This is a genomic window from Acinetobacter sp. HA, from assembly GCF_000264725.1.
Lineage (GTDB): Bacteria > Pseudomonadota > Gammaproteobacteria > Pseudomonadales > Moraxellaceae > Acinetobacter > Acinetobacter schindleri.
This window is the reverse complement of record NZ_AJXD01000098.1, coordinates 96,441-120,054: the sequence shown is the minus strand read 5'-3', so window position 1 is coordinate 120,054 and position 23,614 is coordinate 96,441. Positions and strand designations below refer to the sequence as shown.

Below are 23,614 nucleotides of genomic sequence, written 5' to 3'. Positions count from 1 at the left end.
AGGTTTATGGCTCAATTTTTTATTCATCGTCCTATCTTTGCGTGGGTGATTTCATTGGTGATCATGCTGGCGGGGGTTATTACCCTCACCAACATGCCAATTGCCCAATATCCGACCATTGCACCGCCAACGGTCACCATTGCTGCAACCTATCCGGGTGCATCTGCTGAAACTGTGGAAAACACGGTAACACAAATCATTGAACAACAAATGAATGGTCTGGATGGTCTACGTTATATCTCTTCAAACAGTGCGGGTAATGGTCAAGCGTCTATTAACTTGAACTTTGAACAAGGCATCGATCCTGATATTGCTCAAGTTCAAGTACAGAACAAACTGCAATCGGCAACGGCGCTTTTACCTGAAGATGTACAACGTCAAGGTGTAAAAGTCACCAAGTCTGGTGCGAGCTTTATGCAGGTTCTTGCATTTTACTCTCCAGATGGAAGCCTATCGGCGTCAGACATTAATGACTATGTAAACTCAAACATCTCTGAACCACTTAGCCGTGTTGCAGGTGTTGGTGAACTTCAAGTCTTTGGTGGTCAATATGCGATGCGTATTTGGCTAGATCCAGCGAAAATGAACAGTTTGCAAGTGACACCAAGTGACATTGCTGCTGCAATTCGTGCTCAAAACGCTCAAGTGGCTGTAGGTCAGTTAGGCGGTGCACCTTCTGTACAAGGTCAAGTGCTGAATGCGACTGTCAATGCGCAAAGTATGTTGCAAACACCTGAACAATTTAAGAATATATTTCTAAAAAATACATCTTCTGGTGCTCAAGTCCGTTTGAGTGATGTTGCGCGTGTTGAACTCGGGTCAGATAACTATCAGTTCGACTCTAAATTTAATGGTAAGGCTGCTGGCGGTGTTGCGATTAAACTGGCAACTGGTGCAAATGCACTAGATACAGCAGCGGCTGTAGAAAAGCGCCTCAGTGAACTTCGTAAAAACTACCCAAATGGTTTAAAAGATCAACTGGCTTATGACACCACACCGTTTATTGAACTTTCGATTAAGAGTGTTGTTAAAACCTTAATTGAAGCGATCATTTTGGTCTTTATTGTGATGTTCCTGTTCTTACAGAATTGGCGTGCCACAATTATTCCAACATTGGCTGTTCCAGTGGTTGTATTGGGCACATTTGCTGTCATTAACATCTTCGGTTTCTCAATCAACACGCTCACCATGTTTGCGATGGTCTTAGCGATTGGTTTATTGGTCGATGACGCAATTGTCGTGGTGGAAAACGTAGAACGTGTCATGGTCGAAGAACATCTTGACCCTGTAGCGGCAACTGAAAAGTCCATGAAACAGATTTCTGGTGCCTTGGTCGGTATTACGAGCGTGTTAACCGCAGTATTCGTACCGATGGCATTCTTTGCGGGGACAACAGGTGTTATTTACCGTCAGTTCTCGATTACGCTTGTTACCGCAATGATCTTGTCATTGATCGTAGCACTTACCTTTACCCCTGCCCTATGTGCAACCTTGTTAAAACAGCACGATCCAAACAAGCAGGAAAGCAACAATATTTTCGCGCGTTTCTTCCGTTGGTTTAACCGTAGCTTTGAAAGACTTTCGGAGAAATACCAAGGCGGTGTCAATCGTATGACCCACCACAAGTTATTCTCTGGGGTACTTTATATTGTTGTGATTGCCGCTTTGGTTGGCATTTATAAAGTTTTGCCATCTTCATTCTTACCAGAAGAAGACCAAGGTGTGGTGATGACACTGGTTCAGTTACCACCGAGCGCGAGCTTGGAACGAACCGACAAAGTCATCGATACCATGACAGGCTATTTCTTGAATAAGGAAAAAGAAAATGTAGAGTCAATCTTTACAGTTGCTGGTTTCTCATTCACAGGGGTGGGTCAAAACGCGGGTCTTGCCTTTATTAAATTAAAAGACTGGAGTGAGCGTACGACACCAGAATCACAAATTGGTGCCATCATCCAACGTGGTATGGCATTGAATATGATTGTGAAAGACGCATCTTACATCATGCCATTACAGTTACCTGCAATGCCTGAATTAGGTGTATCTGCTGGTTTTGACATCCAATTAAAAGATGCGAGTGGTCAAGGTCATGAAAAACTGATTGCTGCACGTAATGCGATTTTAGGTATGGCAGCACAAGACAAACGTCTTGCAGGCGTCCGTCCTAATGGTCAAGAAGATACGCCTCAATACCAAATCAACATTGATCAAGCGCAAGCGGGTGCAATGGGTGTGAGTATTGCGGATATCAATACAACCATGAGCATGGCTTGGGGTGGTACTTATATCAATGACTTCGTTGACCGTGGTCGTGTGAAAAAGGTATATGTCCAAGGTGAAGCGAATACGCGTATGATGCCTGAAGACTTGAACAAGTGGTATGTGCGTAATAGCGCTGGCACGATGGTTCCTTTCTCAGCGTTTGCAACAGGCGAATGGACGTATGGTTCACCACGTCTAGAGCGTTATAACGGTGTATCTTCTGTAAACATCCAAGGTACTCCAGCACCAGGCGTAAGTTCGGGTGATGCGATGCTCGCGATGGAAGAAATTATTGGCAAGTTACCGTCTATGGGCTTACAAGGTTTCGACTATGAATGGACAGGTTTATCTTTAGAAGAACGTGATTCGGGCAATCAAACAGGTCCGCTCCTTGTTCTTTCGATGCTCATCGTCTTCTTATGTCTTGCCGCATTGTATGAAAGCTGGTCTATCCCTGTTTCAGTCTTGCTGGTTGTACCACTCGGTATTCTTGGTGCATTTGCATTGACATGGTTAGGTATGATCATTAAGGGCGATCCAAACTTATCGTTTAACATCTACTTCCAAGTTGCGATTGTTGCCGTGATTGGTCTTTCTGCGAAAAATGCGATCTTGATCGTAGAGTTTGCAAAAGAGTTGCAAGAACAAGGCGAAGACTTGTTTGATGCAACCCTTCATGCTGCAAAAATGCGTTTACGCCCAATTATCATGACCACCCTTGCATTCGGTTTTGGTGTACTTCCGCTTGCCCTTTCAACAGGTGCTGGTGCAGGTAGCCAACACTCGGTAGGCTTTGGTGTCCTTGGTGGTGTAATTAGTTCTACACTGTTGGGTATTTTCTTCATTCCAGTATTCTTTGTTTGGATTCGTAGTATTTTCAAATACAAACCTAAGAAACAAAATAATCAGGAGCAAACATCGTGATGCAAAAAGTATGGTCTATTTCAGGTCGTAGCATTGCGGTATCTGCACTTGCGCTTGCTTTGACTGCATGTCAAAGCATGCGTGGTCCAGAACCCATCGCTCAAGCGGATATCCCAACAGGATATATTGGTTCAACGACAGGTCCATCTGTTGCAGAACAAGGCTATAAAGACTTTTTTGCTGATCAGCGTTTAGTCCAAGTCATCGAGTTAGCGCTAGCCAATAACCGTGACCTCCGTACGGCGACTTTGAATATTCAACGTGCTCAGCAAGCGTATCAAATTAGCGAAAACAACCAACTGCCAACCATTGGTGCAAGTGGTAGTGTGCTTCGCCAAGATACTCTCAGCAGCAGCAAACCTATGACAACCTATAATGTTGGCCTTGGCGTAACTGCGTATGAGTTAGACTTTTGGGGTCGTGTTCGTAGCTTAAAAGACAATGCTTTAGACAGCTATTTGGCGACTCAAAGTGCACGTGATGCAACACAAATTTCGTTGATTGGTCAGGTTGCGCAAGCATGGCTGAGCTATTCGTTTGCCAATGCTAACTTAAAACTGGCAGACCAAACCTTAAAAGCACAGCTTGAATCATACAATCTGAACAAAAAACGTTTTGATGTGGGCATCGACAGCGAAGTCCCTGTACGTCAAGCGCAAATTTCGGTTGAAACCGCACGTAATGACGTTGCGAACTACAAGACTCAACTTGCACAAGCACAGAACTTACTCAACCTGTTGGTGGGTCAGCCTGTTCCTGCAAACTTATTGTCTCCTCAACCTGTGAAACGCATTACCCAAAGTACGGCGTTGACAGCGGGCTTGCCAAGCGACTTGTTAAATAACCGTCCTGATGTCCGTGCTGCGGAATATCAATTGTCTGCTGCGGGTGCCAACATTGGTGCGGCAAAAGCACAGTTGTACCCAACTATCAGCTTAACGGGTACGGCAGGTTATGCATCGACAGATTTAAGCGATTTATTTAAATCAGGTGCCTTTGTATGGTCACTTGGCCCAAGCTTGGATATTCCAATCTTTGACTGGGGCACACGTCAAGCCAACATCAAAATTTCAGAAACGGATCAGGAAATTGCGTTGGCTGATTATGAAAAATCAATTCAGTCTGCGTTCCGCGAAGTAAATGATGCTTTGGCAGTTCGTCAAAATATTGGTGATCGTTTAGCGGCACAAAAACGCTTGGTTGATGCGACCAATACGACGTATCGTCTGTCCAATGCCCGCTTCCGTGCTGGGATTGACAGCTATTTAACTGTCTTAGATGCACAGCGTACTTCGTATGCAGCCGAACAAGGCTTGTTATTGCTGGAACAGGCGAACCTGAACAACCAGGTAGAGTTGTACAAATCTCTGGGTGGTGGTTTAAAAACCAATACCTCAGATACGATTCAATACCCGCCATCTACAGCTGAACGTAAACAGGCAAATCAGCAGTAAGTCTCGGTTTTCGATCTTATTGAAAAAGCTCACTTCGGTGGGCTTTTTTATTGCTTTTTATCATGGAGTTTCTTATCTTCAAAGGAACAGAATCAGGTTCTCTATCTCTTATGCTACTCAGTAATCTGGAATCCGTCCCGGGACATGTTATTAGCCGTCAAATCGATGTGGTCTATGGCAGTACGGTACGTAGTAAACACGTTGGCCGTGATTTGCTCGCAGGTTTGAAAAATATTGTTGGCGGTGAGCTGACTGCCTATACCGAATTACTGGAAGAATCCCGTCAGGAAGCCATGAACCGGATGATTGAAAAAGCTCGCAGTATGGGTGCCAATGCGATTGTGGGTATTCGTTTTTCTACCTCAAATATTGCCCAAGGTGCTTCTGAACTGTTTGTTTATGGCACAGCAGTCATCGCTGATCCAGTCATGCCTAAACTGCCTGATCCATTTCCACAGGCGAACTAATGCATGGACGGATTGATTATACAGATTGTCATTTTTGCCATTCTGTTCAGCGTGGGTTTCGGTTTTGGTCGCTATAACGAGCGCAAGCATCTGCAATATCTGGATGAGCAGGAACAGCGTTTAGCTTATATCCGGGTCAATAATAGCCGTTTTAACGAATCTACATTCCCCGGTCATATGATCAGCAGCAATGTGGTCATTTCACATGATTACTTTAAATATGCAATTGCTAATGTGCAAAACATGTTAGGTGGTCGTTTGACCAGTTATGAGAGTGTCGTTGAACGGGCACGACGTGAAGCTATAGTACGGTTAAAACTGGAAGCAGAAAAAATGGGCGCTGACCAGATTATGGGAATCCGCCTCAGTACGACTGAACTTGGCATGCAAGGCGGTATGGTTGAAGTCTTCGCTTATGGCACCGCAATTCAAGCCAAGTAATTATGCTTCTGCAAGCTTCTCTACAAATAGAATTCCATTCAAGTGATCAATTTCGTGCTGTACAATTCGTGCCGGAAAGTCCTTGAATGACTGAACCACTTCATTTCCCTCTAAGGTAAAATAACGTACCTGAATCTCTTCTGCTCGAGCTACTCTCCCTCTTTGTTCGGGCACACTTAAACAGCCTTCCTCACCCAATACTTGCGTAGCTGAAGCACTGATAATCTCCGGATTGATCATGGTCACAGCTTCCATATACGGCGCGTCTGGATAACGTAAATTGGGCCGTGATGCGACAATAATAATGCGTTTAGAGACATAAACCTGCGGTGCTGCAATGCCCACACCCTGACGTTGCTGCATGGTTTCCATCAAGGCACTATTAAATTGCCGCAACCAGTCATTGTCAAATTCAGCTTGTGTGACCGGACTGGCAATTAAGGTCAAAATGGTCTCGCCTTGCTGCGCCACCGCCAAGGTATTTGTCATCACGTTATCCTGCAATTTTTCATCCAACTCTATCTTAGAGAGAAAATTACAGAATGAACATCATACTAAAATGAATAAATACGTCTAAAAAAGATAAGCTGTGTTTTAAGTAGTATGTCGAAATCCAGCTTATGGTTGCCTTAAAAACTTCACCTGAAAAGAAAATAATTAATCAAAACATTCCAAATAATTTTATTCATTTAAATTTTAATAAATTTTAGTTTAGATTAAACAAAGAAAGATTGATTATTCAAGAAAATAACCCTTCTTTAAAATCAGCACTCAAATCATGGATATTAAATGATGGAACGAGCACATGAATGCACAACCCTATCTGAGCCGTGCTGATAAACGCACCCTCGGACTATCGTCCCTAGGTGGCGCACTGGAATTCTATGATTTTGTCATTTATGTGTTCTACGCCAAATTGATCTCTGAACTGTTCTTTCCAAGTACCCTGAGTCCGTTTTGGGCCATGCTAAATACCTATGGCATCTTTGCCGCAGGCTATTTCTTTCGCCCACTCGGCGGTGTGGTGATGGCGCATTTTGGGGATCTGATCGGTCGTAAAAGACTATTCAGTTTATCCATCTTGCTGATGGCGCTACCGACCCTCATGATTGGGATCATGCCAACCTTTGAAAGTATTGGTTATGCTGCACCATTGCTGCTGCTATTGATGCGTGTTGTTCAAGGTATTGCGATTGGTGGTGAAATTCCGGCTGCCTGGACCTTTGTGTCTGAGCATGTGCCTGAAGGCCGAATTGGGATTGCCAATGGCTTGCTGACCGCAGGCCTATCACTCGGAATTCTACTCGGTGCCCTAATGTCGCTGTTTATTTCCTTACAGTTCACTGAAGCGGAAATCAAAGACTGGGCTTGGCGCGTTCCCTTCATTCTGGGTGGAATTTTCGGTTTTATCGCTCTTTACCTGCGCAGTTATTTGAAAGAAACTCCAGTTTTTAAAGCCATGCAGGCGAAAAAAGAACTGGCGAAAGAATTACCGGTCAAGCAAGTGCTGTTAAGCCACAAAACTGCTGTAGGCATCGGGATGTTATTTACTTGGTTCCTGACCGGCTGTGTGGTGGTCTTGATTCTGGCGATGCCAAATTTACTGGTGGCCAGTTTTGGCTTCGAACGTGCTAATGCATTCAAGATGCAAAGTGCTGCAATCCTGATGCAAATGCTCGGTTGCATTATTGCTGGTGTACTGGCTGACCGTTTCGGTGCAGGCAAGGTCATTTTACTTGGCTCTATTTTTGTCGCGGCAATGGCTGGGATTTTTTATCACAGTCTGGGTCATGTTGAAGCGTCAACGGTGTTCATGCTTTACATGTTGCTCGGTCTAAGCTCCGGTACAGTCGGGATGGTGTCTTACAGCATGGTGAGAATGTTTCCAGCACAGATCCGCTTTACCGGGATTTCTTTCTCTTACAATCTGGCCTATGCCATTGCCGGCGGAATTACCTTGCCACTCGTACAATGGCTTAGCCTGTATAGCAATATTGGTGCAATGTACTATGTCTGGACTGTATGTCTGGTGACCCTGTTCACTGCCCTGATTTACAGAAGTAAATTTGAAAAATCGGTAGTCTGATCAATAAAATATTGTGATAAAAAAGAGCCCAAATATGGGCTCTTTCTTTGACCTTCTTGCCATTTAGGCAGTCAGGCTTTTACGGATTTCATCTTCAATGATACTGATTTCAATCTGGCTAAATTTGCGGATTTCGCCTTCCGCATGTTTTTCCAGCATGCCGCCGACCAATGGCACCTTTACTTTTACGGTCCAGTCCAGTTGAAACTCAATCTGACGTTCATCACCTTTTACTGCGCGTTGGCAAGTCGCTTCGATTGGCAGGTTCGCACCAAGCTCCACTGTAGAAGTTAAATGTTCCAGATTACTGATGTCGGTACGTTGCAGACGAAAAGCATCACGTAACAGTTTTTTTGCGATATCTGGAATATTCACGTCCAAGTTATATGCACGTTTCAAGGTATAGATTTCACCCTGTTTCTCAGAAACCAGAATCTCCATGTTCTGCGCCGGAATACGACGACAGACCGCTTCGTGCATGCTGATATCACTGACCAGACGTTTAAATTCATCAATAGAAACACCATTGATGTTTGCCTTTACAGTAAATTGATGTGCCATGTGGTTTTCCTTTTTATTTCTTAAATTGTGGATGTGGCTTGTATTGGGGAAGCTTATTATAAAGCCAAATTCAGAATCAGATAACTTTGCTGTATATCGAAAGTATTAAACTGAATTTCTGATCCAGAGTCATTATGCAGTGTTTAGGTAAATTAAGGCACATAAGTCAATCATCCACCTTTAACCACACTTGAGTTTTCACGCCACTACTGATGATCAGCTTGGCTCCAGGATAGCAAATGACAGCTTCAAACTCATCTGCACCATCATCCAGCCCAGAGGTATACCAGGTCGTACCTTTCGGAAAATCATTCAACCAGGTAGCCTTATAAAAATCTGATACCGAATCAAACTGGAGATACTGCTGCGGCTGTGCCTGAATTTTCCATGCCAATTCGATAAAAAGACCCAGTTGGGCCTGCCGGAAGTCAATCAGCATTGTCGTGCTCCTGACAAAAGCAGATTTTAGCATGCTGACTGCTTGCGAATAACAGATAGGGATATTTGCACAGTGACATATGGCTGAGGACCTCGATCCTATAGAATATATGCACTGGTTTCATTAAAAGATAAAAAACAAGGATGAGGGCTATTAATGGTTAAGAAGGTTATAGACCAAACAGATCGCATCAACCTGAACAGTTATCCGTATTCATTCAAAACTTTATTAGGCACAATGTGCATGGTCTGGCTCGAAACGATGTTCATATCGATGTTCTTCCCCATGCCGGTCCACATGCGTATAGAAAACTCCATAACGTCCCACATAATACTCGATGGATTGACCGTAAAAATTCCAGTAAATAGACCACTCTCCCAAGTCCATTTTTCGGATCACACTATTGGTCTGCAGCGGCATTCGATTCAACCATTTCTGCTGCAAACCTTCAGCCTGAGTACGCTCGGTAATAATCGCGGGCTGCTTGAATAACATTTTAGCGATATCATCGAACAGTTCTAGCTCATAAGCATCTACCGTCATAGCCAGTTCATGTGGCTTTTGTGCAGTAGAAATAGACGTTTGATCTTGGGAAGATGGCGGCACTGCTTCAGGCTTTAAGCGCTGACCATGATAGCGGGCTTTATAGATTTTGAAGGCGATTATCCAGGCAACATACATCACCAAAACACTACAGATAACAAGCATTACTTTGACCATAAGCTAAGTCTCTTATTCATTTTTCTTATGTTCAATCTGTAACCACAGATCTACTCAATTACAGTTCATTTACAAACCATAACATATTGATTGAAAAATACCCAACTTTAGTCATTTCAAGATATTTCAAAAACTTTATATTTCCCACTCCAGTATGATTTCTTTAATTACCTCTAAAATATTTTTATACTGACTAAAGAATTTAGCTCTAATAGAAATGCGAATAAAAATCAATACACACTGTCTGACAATTTAAACAAGCCACACAAATGCGCCACAGAAACGCTGTATAAAGAGTTTTTTTGCCGGAAAATTCCCTAAAAATATAACAATCCTAGGCTTTCATTCATACTTTAGATACTGCTAAATGAAACACTCGTTATTATTTAGTTTAGTTAAATTTGCCTTATGATTCGTGAAGGAAAGGTTCAGGATATTCCTCAAATTGTACATGTTGTTCATGACAGTATTCGCTCCTGTGTCATGGATCATCAACGTGAGGAAACCCGTATACAAACCTGGCTTGAAGCATTTACCCATTCCACCCTGATTGTGGAAATGCTATATAACGATTGCTGGGTGTATACTGTACATGACAGAGTGGTCGGTTTTCTGATGGTGAGTGATCGGGGAGAAATCCGCATGCATTATGTAAGTAGCGGTATGCAGCGTATGGGATATGGAACACAGTTATTTTATTACATGCTGGATTTTATGACGCCTAAAAAAATTGACCGTCTCGAAATTGAAACCACACGAACTGCATTGCCCTACTATACTAAACTTGGTTTTCAGAATACTTCTCCCCACATGCAGGATGAACCTGCGTTGCACCTGTTCAAAGCTTTATCTTCCAGCACCTATCCTCAGTTCTGATCAGGCTGCAACAGCCTTGCTTTTGATTTGGTCTCTACCTGCAAGTTTGGCTTCATACAGATGCAGGTCTGCTGTTTTCATTAGTGTATGAATATCTGCATAAGGATGATGAGCATCCATATAGGCAACCCCTATACTCACAGTGACATAATCTTTATCATCCCCGCGGTTATCATGCGCTAACTGCTCTGCCCGCACTGCAAGCAGGACAATTTCAAGAATTTCCCGGGCTTCCGCAATCGGCATATCATGTAACAGAATTGCGAATTCTTCCCCTCCGTAACGCGCTAAATATCCCTGTTTAGGCAAAACCTGCTGAATCACCTGAACCAGCCGTTGCAATACTTCATCACCTTTTAAGTGACCATAGTAATCATTATATTTTTAAAGTAGTCCACATCGATCATGGCAAAGGACAAGGTCTGTTCAGGATGTTGAATGGTCTGATTAAACAGGCGCTGGATTTCTTCATTTAAGGCACGCCGGTTATAGGCGCCAGTCAAGGCATCGACATTAATCTGATATTGCAGTTTAGTATTCAGTTCATGTAGCTGTGCTGTTCTTTCTCGCACTTTCTGATCCAGTGAACTGTTCAAGACCATTAATTTATTATTCAGTCGCTCGGTATAGTAGGTTTGATGGGCATAATTACGAGATTGTTGAAACATAATGATTAAGGCATACAGACTGGTCGAAATAAATGACAGATGTACGCTCTCAATTACATTCAGCAATACCAGATAATCATTAAGAAAAGTCACACACAGAAAGATGATGGCAAACAGGTTAGTGGACGAATATTCATCTCCTTGAGAAAGTGTCACATAAAACCCGTAAATAAAATTACCCAGTATCACCAGACCATAGATAACACTATACAAAGCCAGACGCTCAAAAACTTCTGGTGTGCTGAACAATGTTACTGCGATATTAAAAATCAGTAATCCCGCACCTACGTAATAAATTGAACGTCGGATATAACGCGGCTTAAACAGGTACATGTAGCTCAGGAAGAATAAGATTGCCAGAAAAGTAAACAGATATTCTAGACGAGCGCCCCATAACCAACTGATTTTACTCACAATGGCATATGGATGCGGGGCAGAAAACAGATTATGCAGTGCCAAAAAAATAATAAATAAGCCAAAAATAAATACACTGCGGCTGTTTCGCTCCACAGATCCGCGAAACAGGGAAAATAAAATGGTAAATAGTCCTACACCCAGCACTGCGCCACAGACCGCGGCGATACTCATCATTTGCAGCATAAACTGTCGGTTAATGGTCGCAGAGGGGCCAATTTTCAGAGGCTTTTCTAGTCCGCCATGTAAATTAGTATAGTTGGAAACCTGAATACTTAAGGTGAAATATTCATTCTGTGGCACAAAAGATGCGATCTTAGGTGCCTTTTCAGTTACCTGCCCGGTCGGGGTTTTACTGATTTTACCAAGACGCAGTAAGATATCCCCATTTAAATAAATGCTATAAGCACCATACTGACTCGGAATCTGAATCGCTAAACGTTGTCCGATAAATTTTTTGGGAATTTTAAAATGGCTAATAAAAGTGCCATAAGTGGCATTGGTTCCGGTGAGACTCTTGAATGAAGCTGGAAGTTCAACTACTTGTGATTCGAGTTCAGGATCTGGTTGCTCAATGAACTGACGTGGATAGAACTGCCATTTGCCTTGCAACAAGGTGGTACTATCTTCATCAAATTTTAGTTCGGTGACCTCATTCTGATGAGCTAGGAAATAAGATTCTGGAGCAGCATCATATTGAGCCCACACGATCCGTGTAGTCCCCATCAAAAATATCAGCATCAACCACGATGCCAATATCAGCATAATCCCCCTAAATCTGAGCAAAAAGACCATCCTGTAACTACTGTTATTAATTCTAATGTACGTGGAATGTTGGATATTGCCAATGATTTTTCATATAAAAAAGCAGGATAACCGACGAGCTATCCTGCTGCTGAATTCCTGACATATTGTACTGTTCAGAAAGTCACATAATATCAGTCACGTGTTTTAACGTCATACAGTTCGATTTCAAAAATCAGGTTGGAATTCGCCGGGATAATGTTCCCCATTTTACGTTCACCATAAGCCAGATGAGCAGGTACGATCAGCTTACGTTTGCCCCCCACTTTCATGCCCATAATGCCTTGATCCCAGCCTTTAATCACACGGCCAGTGCCGATGACCGTCTCAAAATAGTTGCCACGATCCAGCGATGAATCAAACTTGGTTCCATCTTCCAGCCAGCCAGTGTAATGCGTTGTAATCAGTGCACCTTTTACCGCTTCTTTACCTTCACCCACCACCAGGTCAATAATTTCTAGTTCTTTGGTCATCGCCAATATCCTTCATTTTGCAAATAGCCCTAGTATAAACACGATTGAGCCAAATTCCTCAGACTTTAACTGCAATGGATCAAAAGCTGAGTTCCTGAATCTTCTTATCCTGTAATAAATACTGGGTTAATTTCTGGTGATTTTTAGCCGAACCCATCAGGATCCAGCGGCCTGTGATCCGCCGGTCGATTTTTTGCTGGCTGGAATGAATGACTTTTAATTTGTATTGTTTAAACAGTTTTTCATAATGATCCGGCTCATGCTGCTCAAAAAGGACAGACAATTTCGTAGTTACGTTCTTGATTCAGATGCTCAATCCCACGTTGCACGTAGACCAGTAGAACCAGTACGATCAGCACGATCACCGTTGCCCAGACACTTAACAGTTCATAGCCAGCCCCAACTGCCATGCCCAGTGCAGCTGTCATCCAGATTGTGGTTGCAGTGGTAATACCAGAAATCCGGTTATCATCTTTTAAAATCACGCCGGCTCCCAGAAAACCCAGGCCAGTTAAGACATTGGCTGCCAGACGGTCGGGGTTGGCGACGCCGATTTTTAAGGAAATAATAGTAAATAGACAGGAACTCAGACTGACCATGATCATGGTGCGCAGTCCGGCAGACTTACTGTGATATTCCCGTTCTGCCCCAATAACTGCACCAATCACGACTGCTAACAGCAAATCATAAAGTTCATGATACATGCTTCGTCCCTGGAACTTATTATTCTCTCCAGATATACGAAATATTGGGGCGAGGATACAAGTCGAAACTTGCATCCTTGTGAGTTGTTATTGTAACTGTTCCCACTCAATTACAGCCTGTGCCTGATCGCCAATCAAAGTCCATTCACTATCCATGATGTTTAGCTGCAACTGCATAGTGCGTTCACACAGTTGTTGTACCGCTTCGGTACTGGCCGGAGACAGCTTCCAAACTTCCACATTGGATAGGGTCTTCAGTTTAGAACTGCGCTTGTACCATTCATCGACAGAAGTACCATAAGCCACGACTGCAACTTTCTTGCAACGGGCACTTGCCTTTTTGACCTTATCTTCATCGGGCAAGCCGACTTCGATCCACTGTATCAATTGACCGGTCAGGTCTTTCTCCCAGAGAGCAGGTTCATCAGTTTCAAACAGGTCTTTAGTAAATTCAAGCGCTTCACCAGCAAAACGTGCATAAGCCAAAACACGCACCATTAGACGTTCAATGGTTTCCGAAGGATGCAATGCCATCGTTAACTGATAGTCTTCATAACGATGGTTATCCATATCGGCAATATTCAGGTCAGCCTTGTAAATCGTTGCTTTAAGCGCCATAACACAATCCTCAAATTTGGCGCCTAGCATATAAGATTTATATCGATTTTGCTGAACAGATTTATCGCCATGCCAGAAAATTTAGCTAGCAGAATGTCCTGCTTCCGCATCAATCCGGCATTGCATCAGCGCAGTTTCAAAATTCAGCCAGTCACGTTCAGTCTGGTAAATAATCTCGACCCGGTTATCAATACCCTCTTCTGCTGACTGATAGTTAAACTGCTCCGGATTAAAGTTAAAGCTTTTCCAGCCCTGATTGGTATTAAAAATCCCTTTGATACGTAGCCAGTCCTGCTGTTCACAGAGCAAATCAAGCAGATCATAAAAATCAAACTGCCAGCGTTTTGGCAACTTCCAGCCAGCCACTGCATAACCTTGTGCGGATTCCACATAATGATAAGGTAGCTGCTGGATTTTCACTGCAACCTCATCTGCACCAAGGGAACGCTGCTGTTTTAACAAGGGCTGAATCTGACGAACAGAACCGATATAGTCCTGCTTGAGCTGTTCAATATCAATCTGGCCATTTGCACTAAATAACCAGACCTGGTTATAAGCCTGGTACTCCTGCTGTAGCTGTTTCAAACTTTCCTGATCTTCTGCAGTCATTAAATCGGTATGCGACACAATGACAATATGTGCAGCCTTGAGCTGATCGGCATACAGGTTCTGGGTCGTCCAGGCCTGATCATGCAAACGCGAACCATCGACGACAGTCATTAATGCCTGCATCTTCAGATGAGTCTGCCAGTGCGGTTCTGTGAGCTGTTCCAATAACTGCGCTGGATGCCCCAACCCGGTCGGCTCAATAAACAGTCGATCTGGCTTGGATTCAGATAATAATCGGGACAATGCCACCTGCATTGGCAACTGACTGCTACAGCATAAACAGCCACCCAATAGTTCTTTGACTGCGTAGCCTTCATCTTGTGGTAATAAGGCTTGATCCACGCCAATCTGACCAAACTCATTCATCAATACTGCCCAGACTTCATTTTCCGGCTTTTGACTGAGCAAATGCTTCAGTAGTGTGGTTTTTCCTGCCCCTAAAAAACCGGAAATAATATGCACGGGCACTGCAGATGAAGGAGAAAGGAGTTTCAAGGCGAGCTCACATAGCAATGAAAATGAAGAAATTGATACATTATAACAATGCCATTTGGCTTACAGGGAGTTAATTTACTGACTTAACTAGTAAGTTCTTCAAAACTTCAATTCTGTCAGTTTTTACCAATTTTCAGCGTAGACAACCACTGACACAAGCTTAAAATTTAACCAAATATGAAATGTTTTAAAACATTTTAATTGATTTTTTGGGGTTAAATTTAACAAAAATAAAACATAACCCTGAATTTTGTATACCGGACGTACACATTGTTCTATAGCTTCTGTTAAATCAATTGCGGTACGAATTTTCAGCCCCTAGCATAAGTCCCTGTTGTGTTGATGTGATGGTCAACGCAATAAATGACTTGTGAATAAAACCTATAAGGATGCCAAACATGAACTATGCTCAAATTCTACTTGCAACTACACTCAGCGCAGCAGCGGCAACTAGCTTCGCAGCAACTAAAACCACAGATAGCAAAGCAACAACTGAAGAAGAAAAAGTGGTCGTGAGCACTCAGGAGCTTCCTGAAACTCAAGCTGCAACTGCTCCGGCGACTGCAGAACAACCAGCTTCAGAAGCAGCTGCAGAACCTGCAACTAAAACACCAAAAGCATCATCTGCTCAATAAGGCAATTTTGCTTTTACCGATAATGAGTAGCCGTTCATTCGGGTACTCATAGCTCCTGTTGGGTAACTCTCCAGTGGATTTATAGTCCATACTCTACAGGAACTTTAAATGGCTGATTGCAGACCTCTGCATTCAGCCATTTTTCTAAGCTATTTTTACTTTCCATCATAATAAATGATGATTATTAAATCACTCCCGACTATGAGATATATTAATTAATTTTAATATTTATCAATAATATAAATATTAAAATTGTTTTTTAACCATGCATTATAACTATGTAGCACCGACTATGGCATAGCTTGTTTAGACTTTGGATTTAGCCCTTAATCAACTTCATTCTGGACGGATTTAAGGAACCTTGCGATGAGCAATGCAAATTACACAACTGAAGTAGCCATTTTGGGTGCAGGTCCGGTAGGTCTGACGATTGCCAACTACCTGAGTAAACAGGGTGTACAGGTCACTGTAGTTGAACAGCTGGACAGCCTGATTGATTACCCTCGTGCAATTGGCATTGATGATGAATCATTGCGTACGATTCAATCATTAGGTCTGGTGGATCAGGTCCTTCCACATACTACACCCAACCATGCGATGCGTTTCCTGACTCCAAAAGGTCGCTGTTTTGCGGATATTCAACCACTGACACGTGAGTTTGGCTTCTCTCGCCGTAATGCATTTATTCAGCCACAGGTAGACAATGTTCTGCTGCAAGGTCTAAAAAAGTATAAGAGAACTGAAGTACTGTTCTCTCGTCACCTGACTCATTTCAGCCAGGATGCTGACAGCGTGACACTAAATGTCCAGACTAAAGATGGCGGCTCAGAAGTTGTACGTGCGCAATACCTGATCGCATGCGATGGCGGTAACTCTTATGTGCGTCGTACTTTAAATATTCCATTTGAGGGTGAAACTGCACCAAACCAGTGGATTGTGATCGATATCGACAATGACCCATTGGCAACCCCGCATATTTACCTGTGCTGTGACCCGGTGCGCCCTTATGTATCTGCTGCCCTGCCTCACGGTATCCGTCGTTTCGAATTCATGGTCATGCCAGGTGAAACGCAGGAAGAATTGAGCAAGCCAGAAAATATTGCCCAACTCTTGTCTAAAGTCCTGCCAAATACTGATGGTATTGAAGTGATCCGTCAGCGTGTTTATACCCATAATGCGCGTATTGCGGACAAATTCCGTGCCGACCGTATTCTGCTTGCCGGTGATGCTGCGCACATCATGCCTGTATGGCAAGGTCAAGGCTATAACAGCGGTATGCGTGATGCCTTTAACCTGGCTTGGAAAGTAGCACTAGTGGTACAAGGCAAAGCAGGTCCAGACTTGCTGGACTCTTATCAGGTAGAACGTAAGGACCATGCCAAAGCGATGATCGATCTTTCAGTCATGGCAGGGCACGTGCTTGCGCCACCGAAAAAATGGCAAGGTTTTGTGCGTGACGGTATTGCCTATGCATTGAACTATATTAAGCCAATCAAACAGTACCTGCTGGAAATGCGCTTTAAACCAATGCCGAAATATCATGATGGTGCGTTACTGGCGAATGCTCAGAAAGATTCTCCAGTTGGCAAAATGTTCATTCAGCCACAGGTCAAACTGGAATCTGGTGAAACAGTATTACTGGATGAAGTCATTGGTAATGATTTTGCTATCATTGCCTGGGGTGTAGATCCGAAATAGGGCTTAAACAAGGAATCAATGCAGCAATGGAAAAAACTTGGTGTGAAGTTCATTCAGGTCATTCCTGCGGTCCAGCTGTCTAATCAACAGCGCAAGCAATATGAAGATGTTATTACCATTGGTGATATCGGCACTGATATCCATACATGGTTTGGCAAGACCAAAGATTCTATCGTCATCCTGCGTCCAGACCGCTTCGTAGCAGCTCTTGCCATTCCTCAATCTATGGAAAGCACAAGCAAGGCGCTGTTCAACAAGCTTCATGTTAAATAATAATTGACCTGACTTAAAAAACCACGCTACGGCGTGGTTTTTTATGTATGGATGACAATAAATAAGGTTTCAGCTAAGTACGGTATCGCTGAAACCATGGAATATCTTTGAGTGAATCACGGTACGCCATCTGCTGTAGAAAAGGCTTGAACTCATCAAAAGGTGGTAATATTTCGGAGGAAATAGCAAAGATTAAACAATAAGCCACATATAAATCTGCAGCCGAACATTTTTCACCAAGTAAATATGGATTTGCTTTCTGTATTTCGTGCTTAAGTAAACTAAACACAGAATCTTCGTGACCAAAGCTCAGGCTTCTACGATTCTTTTCGATCTCTGTCTGAAGTACCTTGAGGTTTTTGATATCAATATATTCAGTCAAAGGACCATGGCAGAAGAACATCCATTTCAGATAAGCCCCGCGTTTAGGGTCATCTAGTGCAGGTGCCAGACCTTTCTCCCGATATTTATCTGCCAGATAGACATAAATTGCTGCCATTTCTGAAATGACAATATCGTTATCCACCAGACATGGAACCTTGCCCATGGGATTAATCTGCTCATAAGCTGGCTGGTGCATCTCAGTATAAGCAATTTCAATCTGCTCAAGCTGATTTTCAATTTCCAGCTCTTTCAGCAAGGGCAACAAAGTCAGGCCGCGAGACTGCGGATTATTATATAAGGTCATCATAATCGTGGACCTATGGTTTATTTTATTCCCTGACTATAGCGTTATTTTAGAGCGTAATGAGTGAGGATATGCTACCAATCATTTCATCCTCATCTGTGTCGGTTTCCCTAGCCGATCCCTCTCCCTAAATTAAGATAAATCCAGGCAGAATTTTTCTTTTAACACTTTCAGGATCAGGTTAATCACTTCATGTTTCTGATCCTTGCGATAAGTCGCATACAAACCAATCATCGGGAGCGGCTCGATGGTCTTTTTCACCATAATATTTTCACCTAATAACGGAATGACATAAGCCGGTACTAAACTCCAGCCTACTCCCATACCGACCAGATTCACATTCAGCAAAATATTGGTGGAATGCTGTACCACATTGACCTTAATACCGGACTTCTTCAGAAATTCATGGATGATATTAAACAGCTGAGGTGAAGCCTGTTCATCACTGATCACGAAGTTACGTCCTGCAAAATTCTTGATACTTAAGGCAGGTATATCTCTTACATCAGAGTCGCGCGGTACGATCAAGGTTAACGGTTCATCAAAAATCTTGATCGATTCAAATTCTGCTGAAGGGTCTGGATAGCGGGTAAAAGCGATATCAATTGTCCCCTGGCGAAGCCATGAAAACTGTTCAGCATCGGTCAGGCTATGGAACTGGGCTTTTAAATCCGGAAAATGCGCACGGATATTCGGCATGATGTAAGGGAAAATTTTCATTTCTGCCACAGGTACAAAGCCAATATCCAGATGCTCTTTTTCCACTTCTGCGACTTGGCGAGCCAATTGGATCGCCCGTTCAGCATGTTCCAGACTCTGCAAAGCTTCTTTGAGAAATACCTCTCCTGCTTCGGTCAGCTCAACTTTACGGTTAGAACGCTCTAATAGCTTGACCCCAACTTCCTGTTCCAGATCTTTGATCTGCTGGCTAAGAGAAGGCTGCACTGTATTTAGCTTTTCCGCAGCACGAGTAAAGTTGAGTTCGCGTGCAACCATACAAAAATAACGTAAATGTCTAAGTTCCATGTTCTTATTCCTGTTATATCGCTACTTTTTTTCGTTTTTTGGATATGGTGTATCGATAGACCAGCAGAGTCAATATCACGATCATCGCACATAACATATATGTGGTTTGATACCCCCAATGCGCTATAAAAATACCCATCATTACAGACCCGACTGCCAAACCAAGATCAAACAAGGTAAAGAAGGTTGAGATGGCATGTCCCATACGCTGTTTCTCCACCGCCTGAATCGCCAGAGTTTGCAGGCATGGGAAAAGTGAACCATAGCCAATCCCAATGAAAACAGCGGAGAGCCACAACATCCATTGATTATTGACTAAAGTGACCAGCACCAGACCTAAGGCAAAAAAGATCAATGATGGGTAGATCACGGCGTCTGGACCTTTACTGTCATAAAACTTACCGACCCAAGGACGTACCAGCAACATGGACAACGCGAAGACAATAAAGAACAGGCTGACATAGGCTAGCAGCTGCTTGGTCTCTGCAAAGACCGTAATAAAGCTGGTAATACTAGAATAAGCAAATGCAGTAAGTAGTGCTACAAAGCTCACAGCCAGGACTTTAGTTTCAATAATATCCTGCAAGCTTAATCGCGATTTTTCTGCGGTTTTTAGTTTCGCTTGAGGCAGCTCTCGAATATTCAAGATTAAACTAAAAATCAAACCCAAACTGATCAGGACGGCGAGAATGCCAAACAGCATCTGAAAGCTGGTGAACTGAATCGTAGTCAAGGCAATCAGCGGACCAAATACTACGCCCAGATTGGTCGACATGACGAAATAACCCATCCCTTCCCCTTTACGCTGATCCGGAATAAAGTCATTGGCTACCGGTACGGTCACCGTAGTCAAAATACTGAACCAGATGCCATGCAGAAAACGCACGATCAGTAGTGAACTCATGCTATCAATCAGCAGATAACTAAAGGCAAACAGCGCAAATAAGAGTCCTGCCCCACGCATCGCCAGTTTCTTACCCAATTTCTCAATAATCAAGCCTGAAAAAGGGCGAATGGCAATAGAAGACACCAAAAATAAGGTCAGCGCCAAGCCCGCTTCTTTCACCGTTCCACCCAGATCTGTGGTGATGTAGATTGGCAAAATCGCGATCAGGGCAAAATAATAGGTAAACAGAAATAAATTATTCAGTACGCACAAAATAAATGAGCGATTCCATAAGGGAGCTGTCGTGCTAGACATAAAAACCAACTATATACAGAAAATTCTAAAATCAGGCCTGAGGTCTTGCAGGCTGGAGTATCAGTGCAACCAGCGCGCGGATATAGTTTTCATCCGGCATTTTGTTAAAAAAGATAATCTGGTAGTGAATCGGCCCGTACAAACAGTCCAGCATCAATTCAAAATTATAGTCCGCACAGATTTCTCCACGCTCAATCGCTTGCTGGATCAAGCCGCGCATTTGTTCTCGACGCGGTAGCAGATACTGGGTGAAAAATTCCCCTGCAAGTTCACGATGATTAGCCATCACCACCAGTAATGCCCGTCCTACCGGATGATCTAGTGCCTGAGATAACCGTATTAATTGCTGTACCAGGTTATCTTCCAAGGACCTGGAAAAATCCAGATCAAAAATAGACGCGGTATGTGCTCTGAAGGTATCCAGAACCAGTTCAGACTTATGTTTCCACCAGCGATAAATGGTGGACTTACCCACCCCCGCCCGTGCAGCGACATCTTCAATGGTGAGCTGATGATATTCATATTCAGTCAATGCTTCCGCCACCGCCTGCAAAATACATTTCTGGCGACGTGAGCCTTTTTCTTCTAGTGTCATATAATCCATTAAAAAAACGAAACGATACGTATCGTTTCATAATAGATGATTTATAGGGTTATGACCAGTCCGTATGAAAAGCACAGGCCAAAAAAAGACCTCTAATTTGAGGTCTTTTTTCACTTTATAGAAATTAGCTGTGGGCTGTTTTCTTATAAATACTGCAAGAAGGATGATGATTTTCTTGCAGTCTAGCAATCTTACGCTGTTCAGCTGCTTCAAAACGGCAACGTTTCCAGTCATTATCCAGATTCAGTGGTGGAATATGTTGCGGTTTACCATTTTCATCGACTGCCACCATAGTAAAGTAGCAGCTGTTGGTATGACGCACAGTACGTTTCTGGATATTCTGCGCCTCTACACGGATCCCGATTTCCATCGAAGTACGACCCACATGGTTCACACTCGCCAGGAAAGTCACCAGTTCACCCACGTGAATAGGTTCTTTAAAATTCACTTTATCCACGGACAGCGTAACCACATAACTGCCTGAATAGCGGCTCGCACAGGCATAAGCAACCTGATCCAGCAATTTCAGAATGGTACCACCGTGGACATTTCCTGAAAAATTCGCCATGTCTGGCGTCATAAGAACAGTCATTGTTAATTCTGACTGATCGTCTGAAGCTGGTGCAATTTGATCTAATGGGGCCATCGCTTTCTTTGAACTCTTTGAATGACAATGATATAAGCACATTATTATATCGTTTTTACTACTAATTAAATGTTCTATTCGGCAAAAAATCCATCATTATTATTTATATGAAAAATGATTTCATACAGAAATAAATATAATAGAAGCCGCTTGAATGATATTCCATCGAACCTGTATTTCAGAAAATCATTATTCATTTATTATTTTCATGATGAATAATCTGTATATAGATGGAATTAAGAATTTATCCAGACTGTTTTCATAACTTCTCATAGATAAATTCTTCTATTCATCCTTTAGTCAGCACTGAGTCTTAACATTTCCTGAGCGACATTTTGATAACTCAATACTTGCTGACCGTCGAGCTGTGTTTCTACAGTATAAGTGCCATCCTGATGTGTAGCAGTTACTTTAAAGATGTATTGCTCAAACTGAGCCAGTTTGACCTGCTGCCCGACTTCAAGATTATTCATATATCACCCTAGATCTGATCTTATCTGTTTTCATCAATTGCATTCTGACATGACTGATTGAATTTTTAAACAATTGATAAACTTAAGTATATAAATAACCATATAAAATTCTAAAAATATATACTTTAATAATATATTAATTCTAGTAATTTATTTAAATTTCAGCGGCTTATATTTTTAAAGCTGATTATTTTTATTAATATATACTTAATAACACTTAGCTCATATTTTCTATAGATTGATATTTTCTTATAAGTAATTCTTATTATTTTTTTGAATATACGAATTAAAAAACCCTCATTTATTACAAATAAGGGTTTTAATTGAATAGCTGCTTTAGAGATTATTTTTCACGGGCCAGTAATTGTGGAATCTGATGTCCTTTTGCATAATCATGTTTCTGATATACCTGTTCAATTTCAAGCAATTTCCCCCGTGCCGCTTCAATACCCGCTTCCATAGTCATAGTTCTGCCACGCACATCAAAAATATGTCCTTTCTCACGCAAGTCTGGCTGGATCACTACATCCGCATGTTTTAATTCTTCAAAGGCAAGCCGCTTCTGCATAATGTTGATATTCTGATTGAACAAGCCCCAGACATTGGTCGTTTCGGTATGAATTGGCTGCGCCAGAATATCGATGGCGATGACAATATCTGCACCCAGTTCACGAGCAACATCTACGGGTACCGGACTAACCAGACCGCCATCCACATATTCCTTTTCTTCAATCATGGTGGGAATGAACATACTTGGAATCGCGACCGATGCACGTACCGCCTGACCGGTATTGCCATAATTAAATACGACTTTTTTGCCTTCTTTCAGGTCTGTCGCCACCACAAACATGGGAATCTTCAGGTCCTGTAAAGGAACATTATCTACCTGCAAATTGACATATTCTTCGACTTTTTTGCCATCAAAGAAGCCTTTTAGATCGATTCTGAAATCACGAACATCATTGGCTTTCATGCTTAGCGCAATATTGCGCAGCTCAATCGCAGGTTTGCCACTGGCATAAATAGAACCAACAATACTGCCAGCACTGGTTCCCACAATCATGTCCGGCTGAATGCCTGCCTGCTCCAGTACCTCAATCGCGCCAATATGCGCATAACCACGAGCACCACCACTGCCTAAAACCAGCGCAACCACAGGACGCTGCTCGGTCGTTTTAATCTTCAGAAAATCGATTTGATTCGGACGTGCTTGTGCTGTGCTGTACTGCATTTGCTTGGATTGAATACCTGCCTTCACTGCCATCACTCGATCAGGCACGCTCTGACAGCCGTTTAAAAACAGCCCCAGCATGATGAAGCTCAACCCATAGTTCCGCATACAGCACTTATCCTCA

At 42.7% G+C, this 23,614-nt stretch carries 21 protein-coding genes and 3 pseudogenes; 8 read left to right on the top strand and 16 right to left on the bottom strand.

Annotation, left to right across the window (positions count from 1 at the left end):
• The first annotated feature begins 6 nt into the window (after positions 1-6).
• The 4 genes from adeJ to HADU_RS14685 all read left to right on the top strand — a co-directional run bounded on the left by adeJ (position 7) and on the right by HADU_RS14685 (position 5,548).
• On the top strand, positions 7-3,186 hold the full coding sequence (gene adeJ / locus HADU_RS14700; RefSeq protein ID WP_008307568.1) for a multidrug efflux RND transporter permease subunit AdeJ: 3,180 nt from the start codon (positions 7-9) through the stop codon (positions 3,184-3,186).
• Positions 3,186-4,640, top strand: coding sequence for a multidrug efflux RND transporter AdeIJK outer membrane channel subunit AdeK (adeK, locus tag HADU_RS14695; protein WP_008307567.1), 1,455 nt, complete (start codon positions 3,186-3,188; stop codon positions 4,638-4,640). Before adeJ ends, adeK begins: the two co-directional genes overlap by 1 nt.
• Before the next feature lie 110 nt (positions 4,641-4,750).
• Positions 4,751-5,107 carry a YbjQ family protein gene (locus HADU_RS14690; RefSeq protein WP_008307565.1) on the top strand — a complete coding sequence of 119 codons (357 nt, stop codon included), beginning with the start codon at positions 4,751-4,753 and terminating at the stop codon, positions 5,105-5,107.
• Between the two features lie 3 nt (positions 5,108-5,110).
• A complete protein-coding gene (locus HADU_RS14685; protein WP_004784913.1) occupies positions 5,111-5,548 on the top strand; it encodes a YbjQ family protein in 438 nt (145 codons plus the stop codon).
• On the opposite strand, the gene def is transcribed toward HADU_RS14685, so the two are convergent.
• The gene (gene def / locus HADU_RS14680) at positions 5,549-6,037 is read right to left on the bottom strand and encodes a peptide deformylase (protein WP_008307562.1); all 489 of its coding nucleotides are present in this window, start codon (positions 6,035-6,037) and stop codon (positions 5,549-5,551) included.
• A gap of 316 nt (positions 6,038-6,353) precedes the next feature.
• Between def and HADU_RS14675 the strand changes: the two genes are divergently transcribed.
• Positions 6,354-7,634 (top strand): MFS transporter, encoded by a 1,281-nt coding sequence (locus tag HADU_RS14675; protein ID WP_008307559.1) that lies wholly within the window; start codon positions 6,354-6,356, stop codon positions 7,632-7,634.
• Between the two features lie 63 nt (positions 7,635-7,697).
• Here the strand turns inward: HADU_RS14675 and HADU_RS14670 are convergent, their stop codons facing one another.
• The 3 genes from HADU_RS14670 to HADU_RS14660 all read right to left on the bottom strand — a co-directional run bounded on the left by HADU_RS14670 (position 7,698) and on the right by HADU_RS14660 (position 9,354).
• On the bottom strand, positions 7,698-8,195 hold the full coding sequence (locus tag HADU_RS14670) for a DUF2505 family protein (RefSeq protein ID WP_004814839.1): 498 nt from the start codon (positions 8,193-8,195) through the stop codon (positions 7,698-7,700).
• A gap of 166 nt (positions 8,196-8,361) precedes the next feature.
• A complete protein-coding gene (locus tag HADU_RS14665; RefSeq protein WP_005222971.1) occupies positions 8,362-8,634 on the bottom strand; it encodes a hypothetical protein in 273 nt (90 codons plus the stop codon).
• Between the two features lie 228 nt (positions 8,635-8,862).
• Positions 8,863-9,354 (bottom strand): hypothetical protein, encoded by a 492-nt coding sequence (locus HADU_RS14660; RefSeq protein ID WP_008307557.1) that lies wholly within the window; start codon positions 9,352-9,354, stop codon positions 8,863-8,865.
• Between the two features lie 408 nt (positions 9,355-9,762).
• On the opposite strand from HADU_RS14660, the gene HADU_RS14655 reads away from it, so the two are divergent.
• Positions 9,763-10,230 carry a GNAT family N-acetyltransferase gene (locus HADU_RS14655; protein WP_008307555.1) on the top strand — a complete coding sequence of 156 codons (468 nt, stop codon included), beginning with the start codon at positions 9,763-9,765 and terminating at the stop codon, positions 10,228-10,230.
• Here the strand turns inward: HADU_RS14655 and HADU_RS14650 are convergent.
• The 5 genes and pseudogenes from HADU_RS14650 to HADU_RS14630 all read right to left on the bottom strand — a co-directional run bounded on the left by HADU_RS14650 (position 10,231) and on the right by HADU_RS14630 (position 15,015).
• Positions 10,231-12,077: pseudogene (locus HADU_RS14650) on the bottom strand (diguanylate cyclase domain-containing protein).
• Positions 12,078-12,250: 173 nt separating this feature from the next.
• The gene (locus HADU_RS14645) at positions 12,251-12,589 is read right to left on the bottom strand and encodes an FKBP-type peptidyl-prolyl cis-trans isomerase (RefSeq protein WP_004891857.1); all 339 of its coding nucleotides are present in this window, start codon (positions 12,587-12,589) and stop codon (positions 12,251-12,253) included.
• A 79-nt stretch (positions 12,590-12,668) separates the two neighbouring features.
• Positions 12,669-13,293 (bottom strand): annotated as a pseudogene (locus tag HADU_RS14640) (MgtC/SapB family protein).
• A gap of 87 nt (positions 13,294-13,380) precedes the next feature.
• Positions 13,381-13,911, bottom strand: a complete 531-nt coding sequence (locus HADU_RS14635) for a YaeQ family protein (RefSeq protein WP_004814824.1) — start codon at positions 13,909-13,911, stop codon at positions 13,381-13,383.
• Positions 13,912-13,992: 81 nt separating this feature from the next.
• Positions 13,993-15,015 (bottom strand): CobW family GTP-binding protein, encoded by a 1,023-nt coding sequence (locus tag HADU_RS14630; RefSeq protein WP_034593104.1) that lies wholly within the window; start codon positions 15,013-15,015, stop codon positions 13,993-13,995.
• 398 nt (positions 15,016-15,413) lie between these two features.
• On the opposite strand from HADU_RS14630, the gene HADU_RS14625 reads away from it, so the two are divergent.
• Both HADU_RS14625 and HADU_RS14620 read left to right on the top strand, forming a co-directional pair.
• The gene (locus tag HADU_RS14625) at positions 15,414-15,650 is read left to right on the top strand and encodes a hypothetical protein (RefSeq protein ID WP_008307546.1); all 237 of its coding nucleotides are present in this window, start codon (positions 15,414-15,416) and stop codon (positions 15,648-15,650) included.
• 366 nt (positions 15,651-16,016) lie between these two features.
• Positions 16,017-17,621: pseudogene (locus HADU_RS14620) on the top strand (bifunctional 3-(3-hydroxy-phenyl)propionate/3-hydroxycinnamic acid hydroxylase).
• A 73-nt stretch (positions 17,622-17,694) separates the two neighbouring features.
• Here the strand turns inward: HADU_RS14620 and HADU_RS14615 are convergent.
• From HADU_RS14615 to HADU_RS14590, 7 genes are all read right to left on the bottom strand, one after another.
• A complete protein-coding gene (locus HADU_RS14615; RefSeq protein ID WP_008307541.1) occupies positions 17,695-18,312 on the bottom strand; it encodes a glutathione S-transferase family protein in 618 nt (205 codons plus the stop codon).
• Between the two features lie 129 nt (positions 18,313-18,441).
• A complete protein-coding gene (locus HADU_RS14610) occupies positions 18,442-19,335 on the bottom strand; it encodes a LysR substrate-binding domain-containing protein (protein ID WP_008307540.1) in 894 nt (297 codons plus the stop codon).
• A 13-nt stretch (positions 19,336-19,348) separates the two neighbouring features.
• A complete protein-coding gene (locus tag HADU_RS14605; RefSeq protein WP_034593102.1) occupies positions 19,349-20,536 on the bottom strand; it encodes an MFS transporter in 1,188 nt (395 codons plus the stop codon).
• Between the two features lie 31 nt (positions 20,537-20,567).
• Complete coding sequence (locus HADU_RS14600) at positions 20,568-21,131, bottom strand: TetR/AcrR family transcriptional regulator (RefSeq protein ID WP_008307536.1); 564 nt, start codon at positions 21,129-21,131, stop codon at positions 20,568-20,570.
• A 133-nt stretch (positions 21,132-21,264) separates the two neighbouring features.
• The gene (locus HADU_RS14595) at positions 21,265-21,786 is read right to left on the bottom strand and encodes an acyl-CoA thioesterase (RefSeq protein ID WP_004814807.1); all 522 of its coding nucleotides are present in this window, start codon (positions 21,784-21,786) and stop codon (positions 21,265-21,267) included.
• A gap of 296 nt (positions 21,787-22,082) precedes the next feature.
• Entirely contained in the window at positions 22,083-22,259 is a 177-nt protein-coding gene (locus tag HADU_RS15710; protein WP_004814805.1) for a hypothetical protein, read from the bottom strand.
• Between the two features lie 343 nt (positions 22,260-22,602).
• Complete coding sequence (locus HADU_RS14590) at positions 22,603-23,598, bottom strand: patatin-like phospholipase family protein (RefSeq protein ID WP_008307534.1); 996 nt, start codon at positions 23,596-23,598, stop codon at positions 22,603-22,605.
• Between the last annotated feature and the right edge of the window lie 16 nt (positions 23,599-23,614).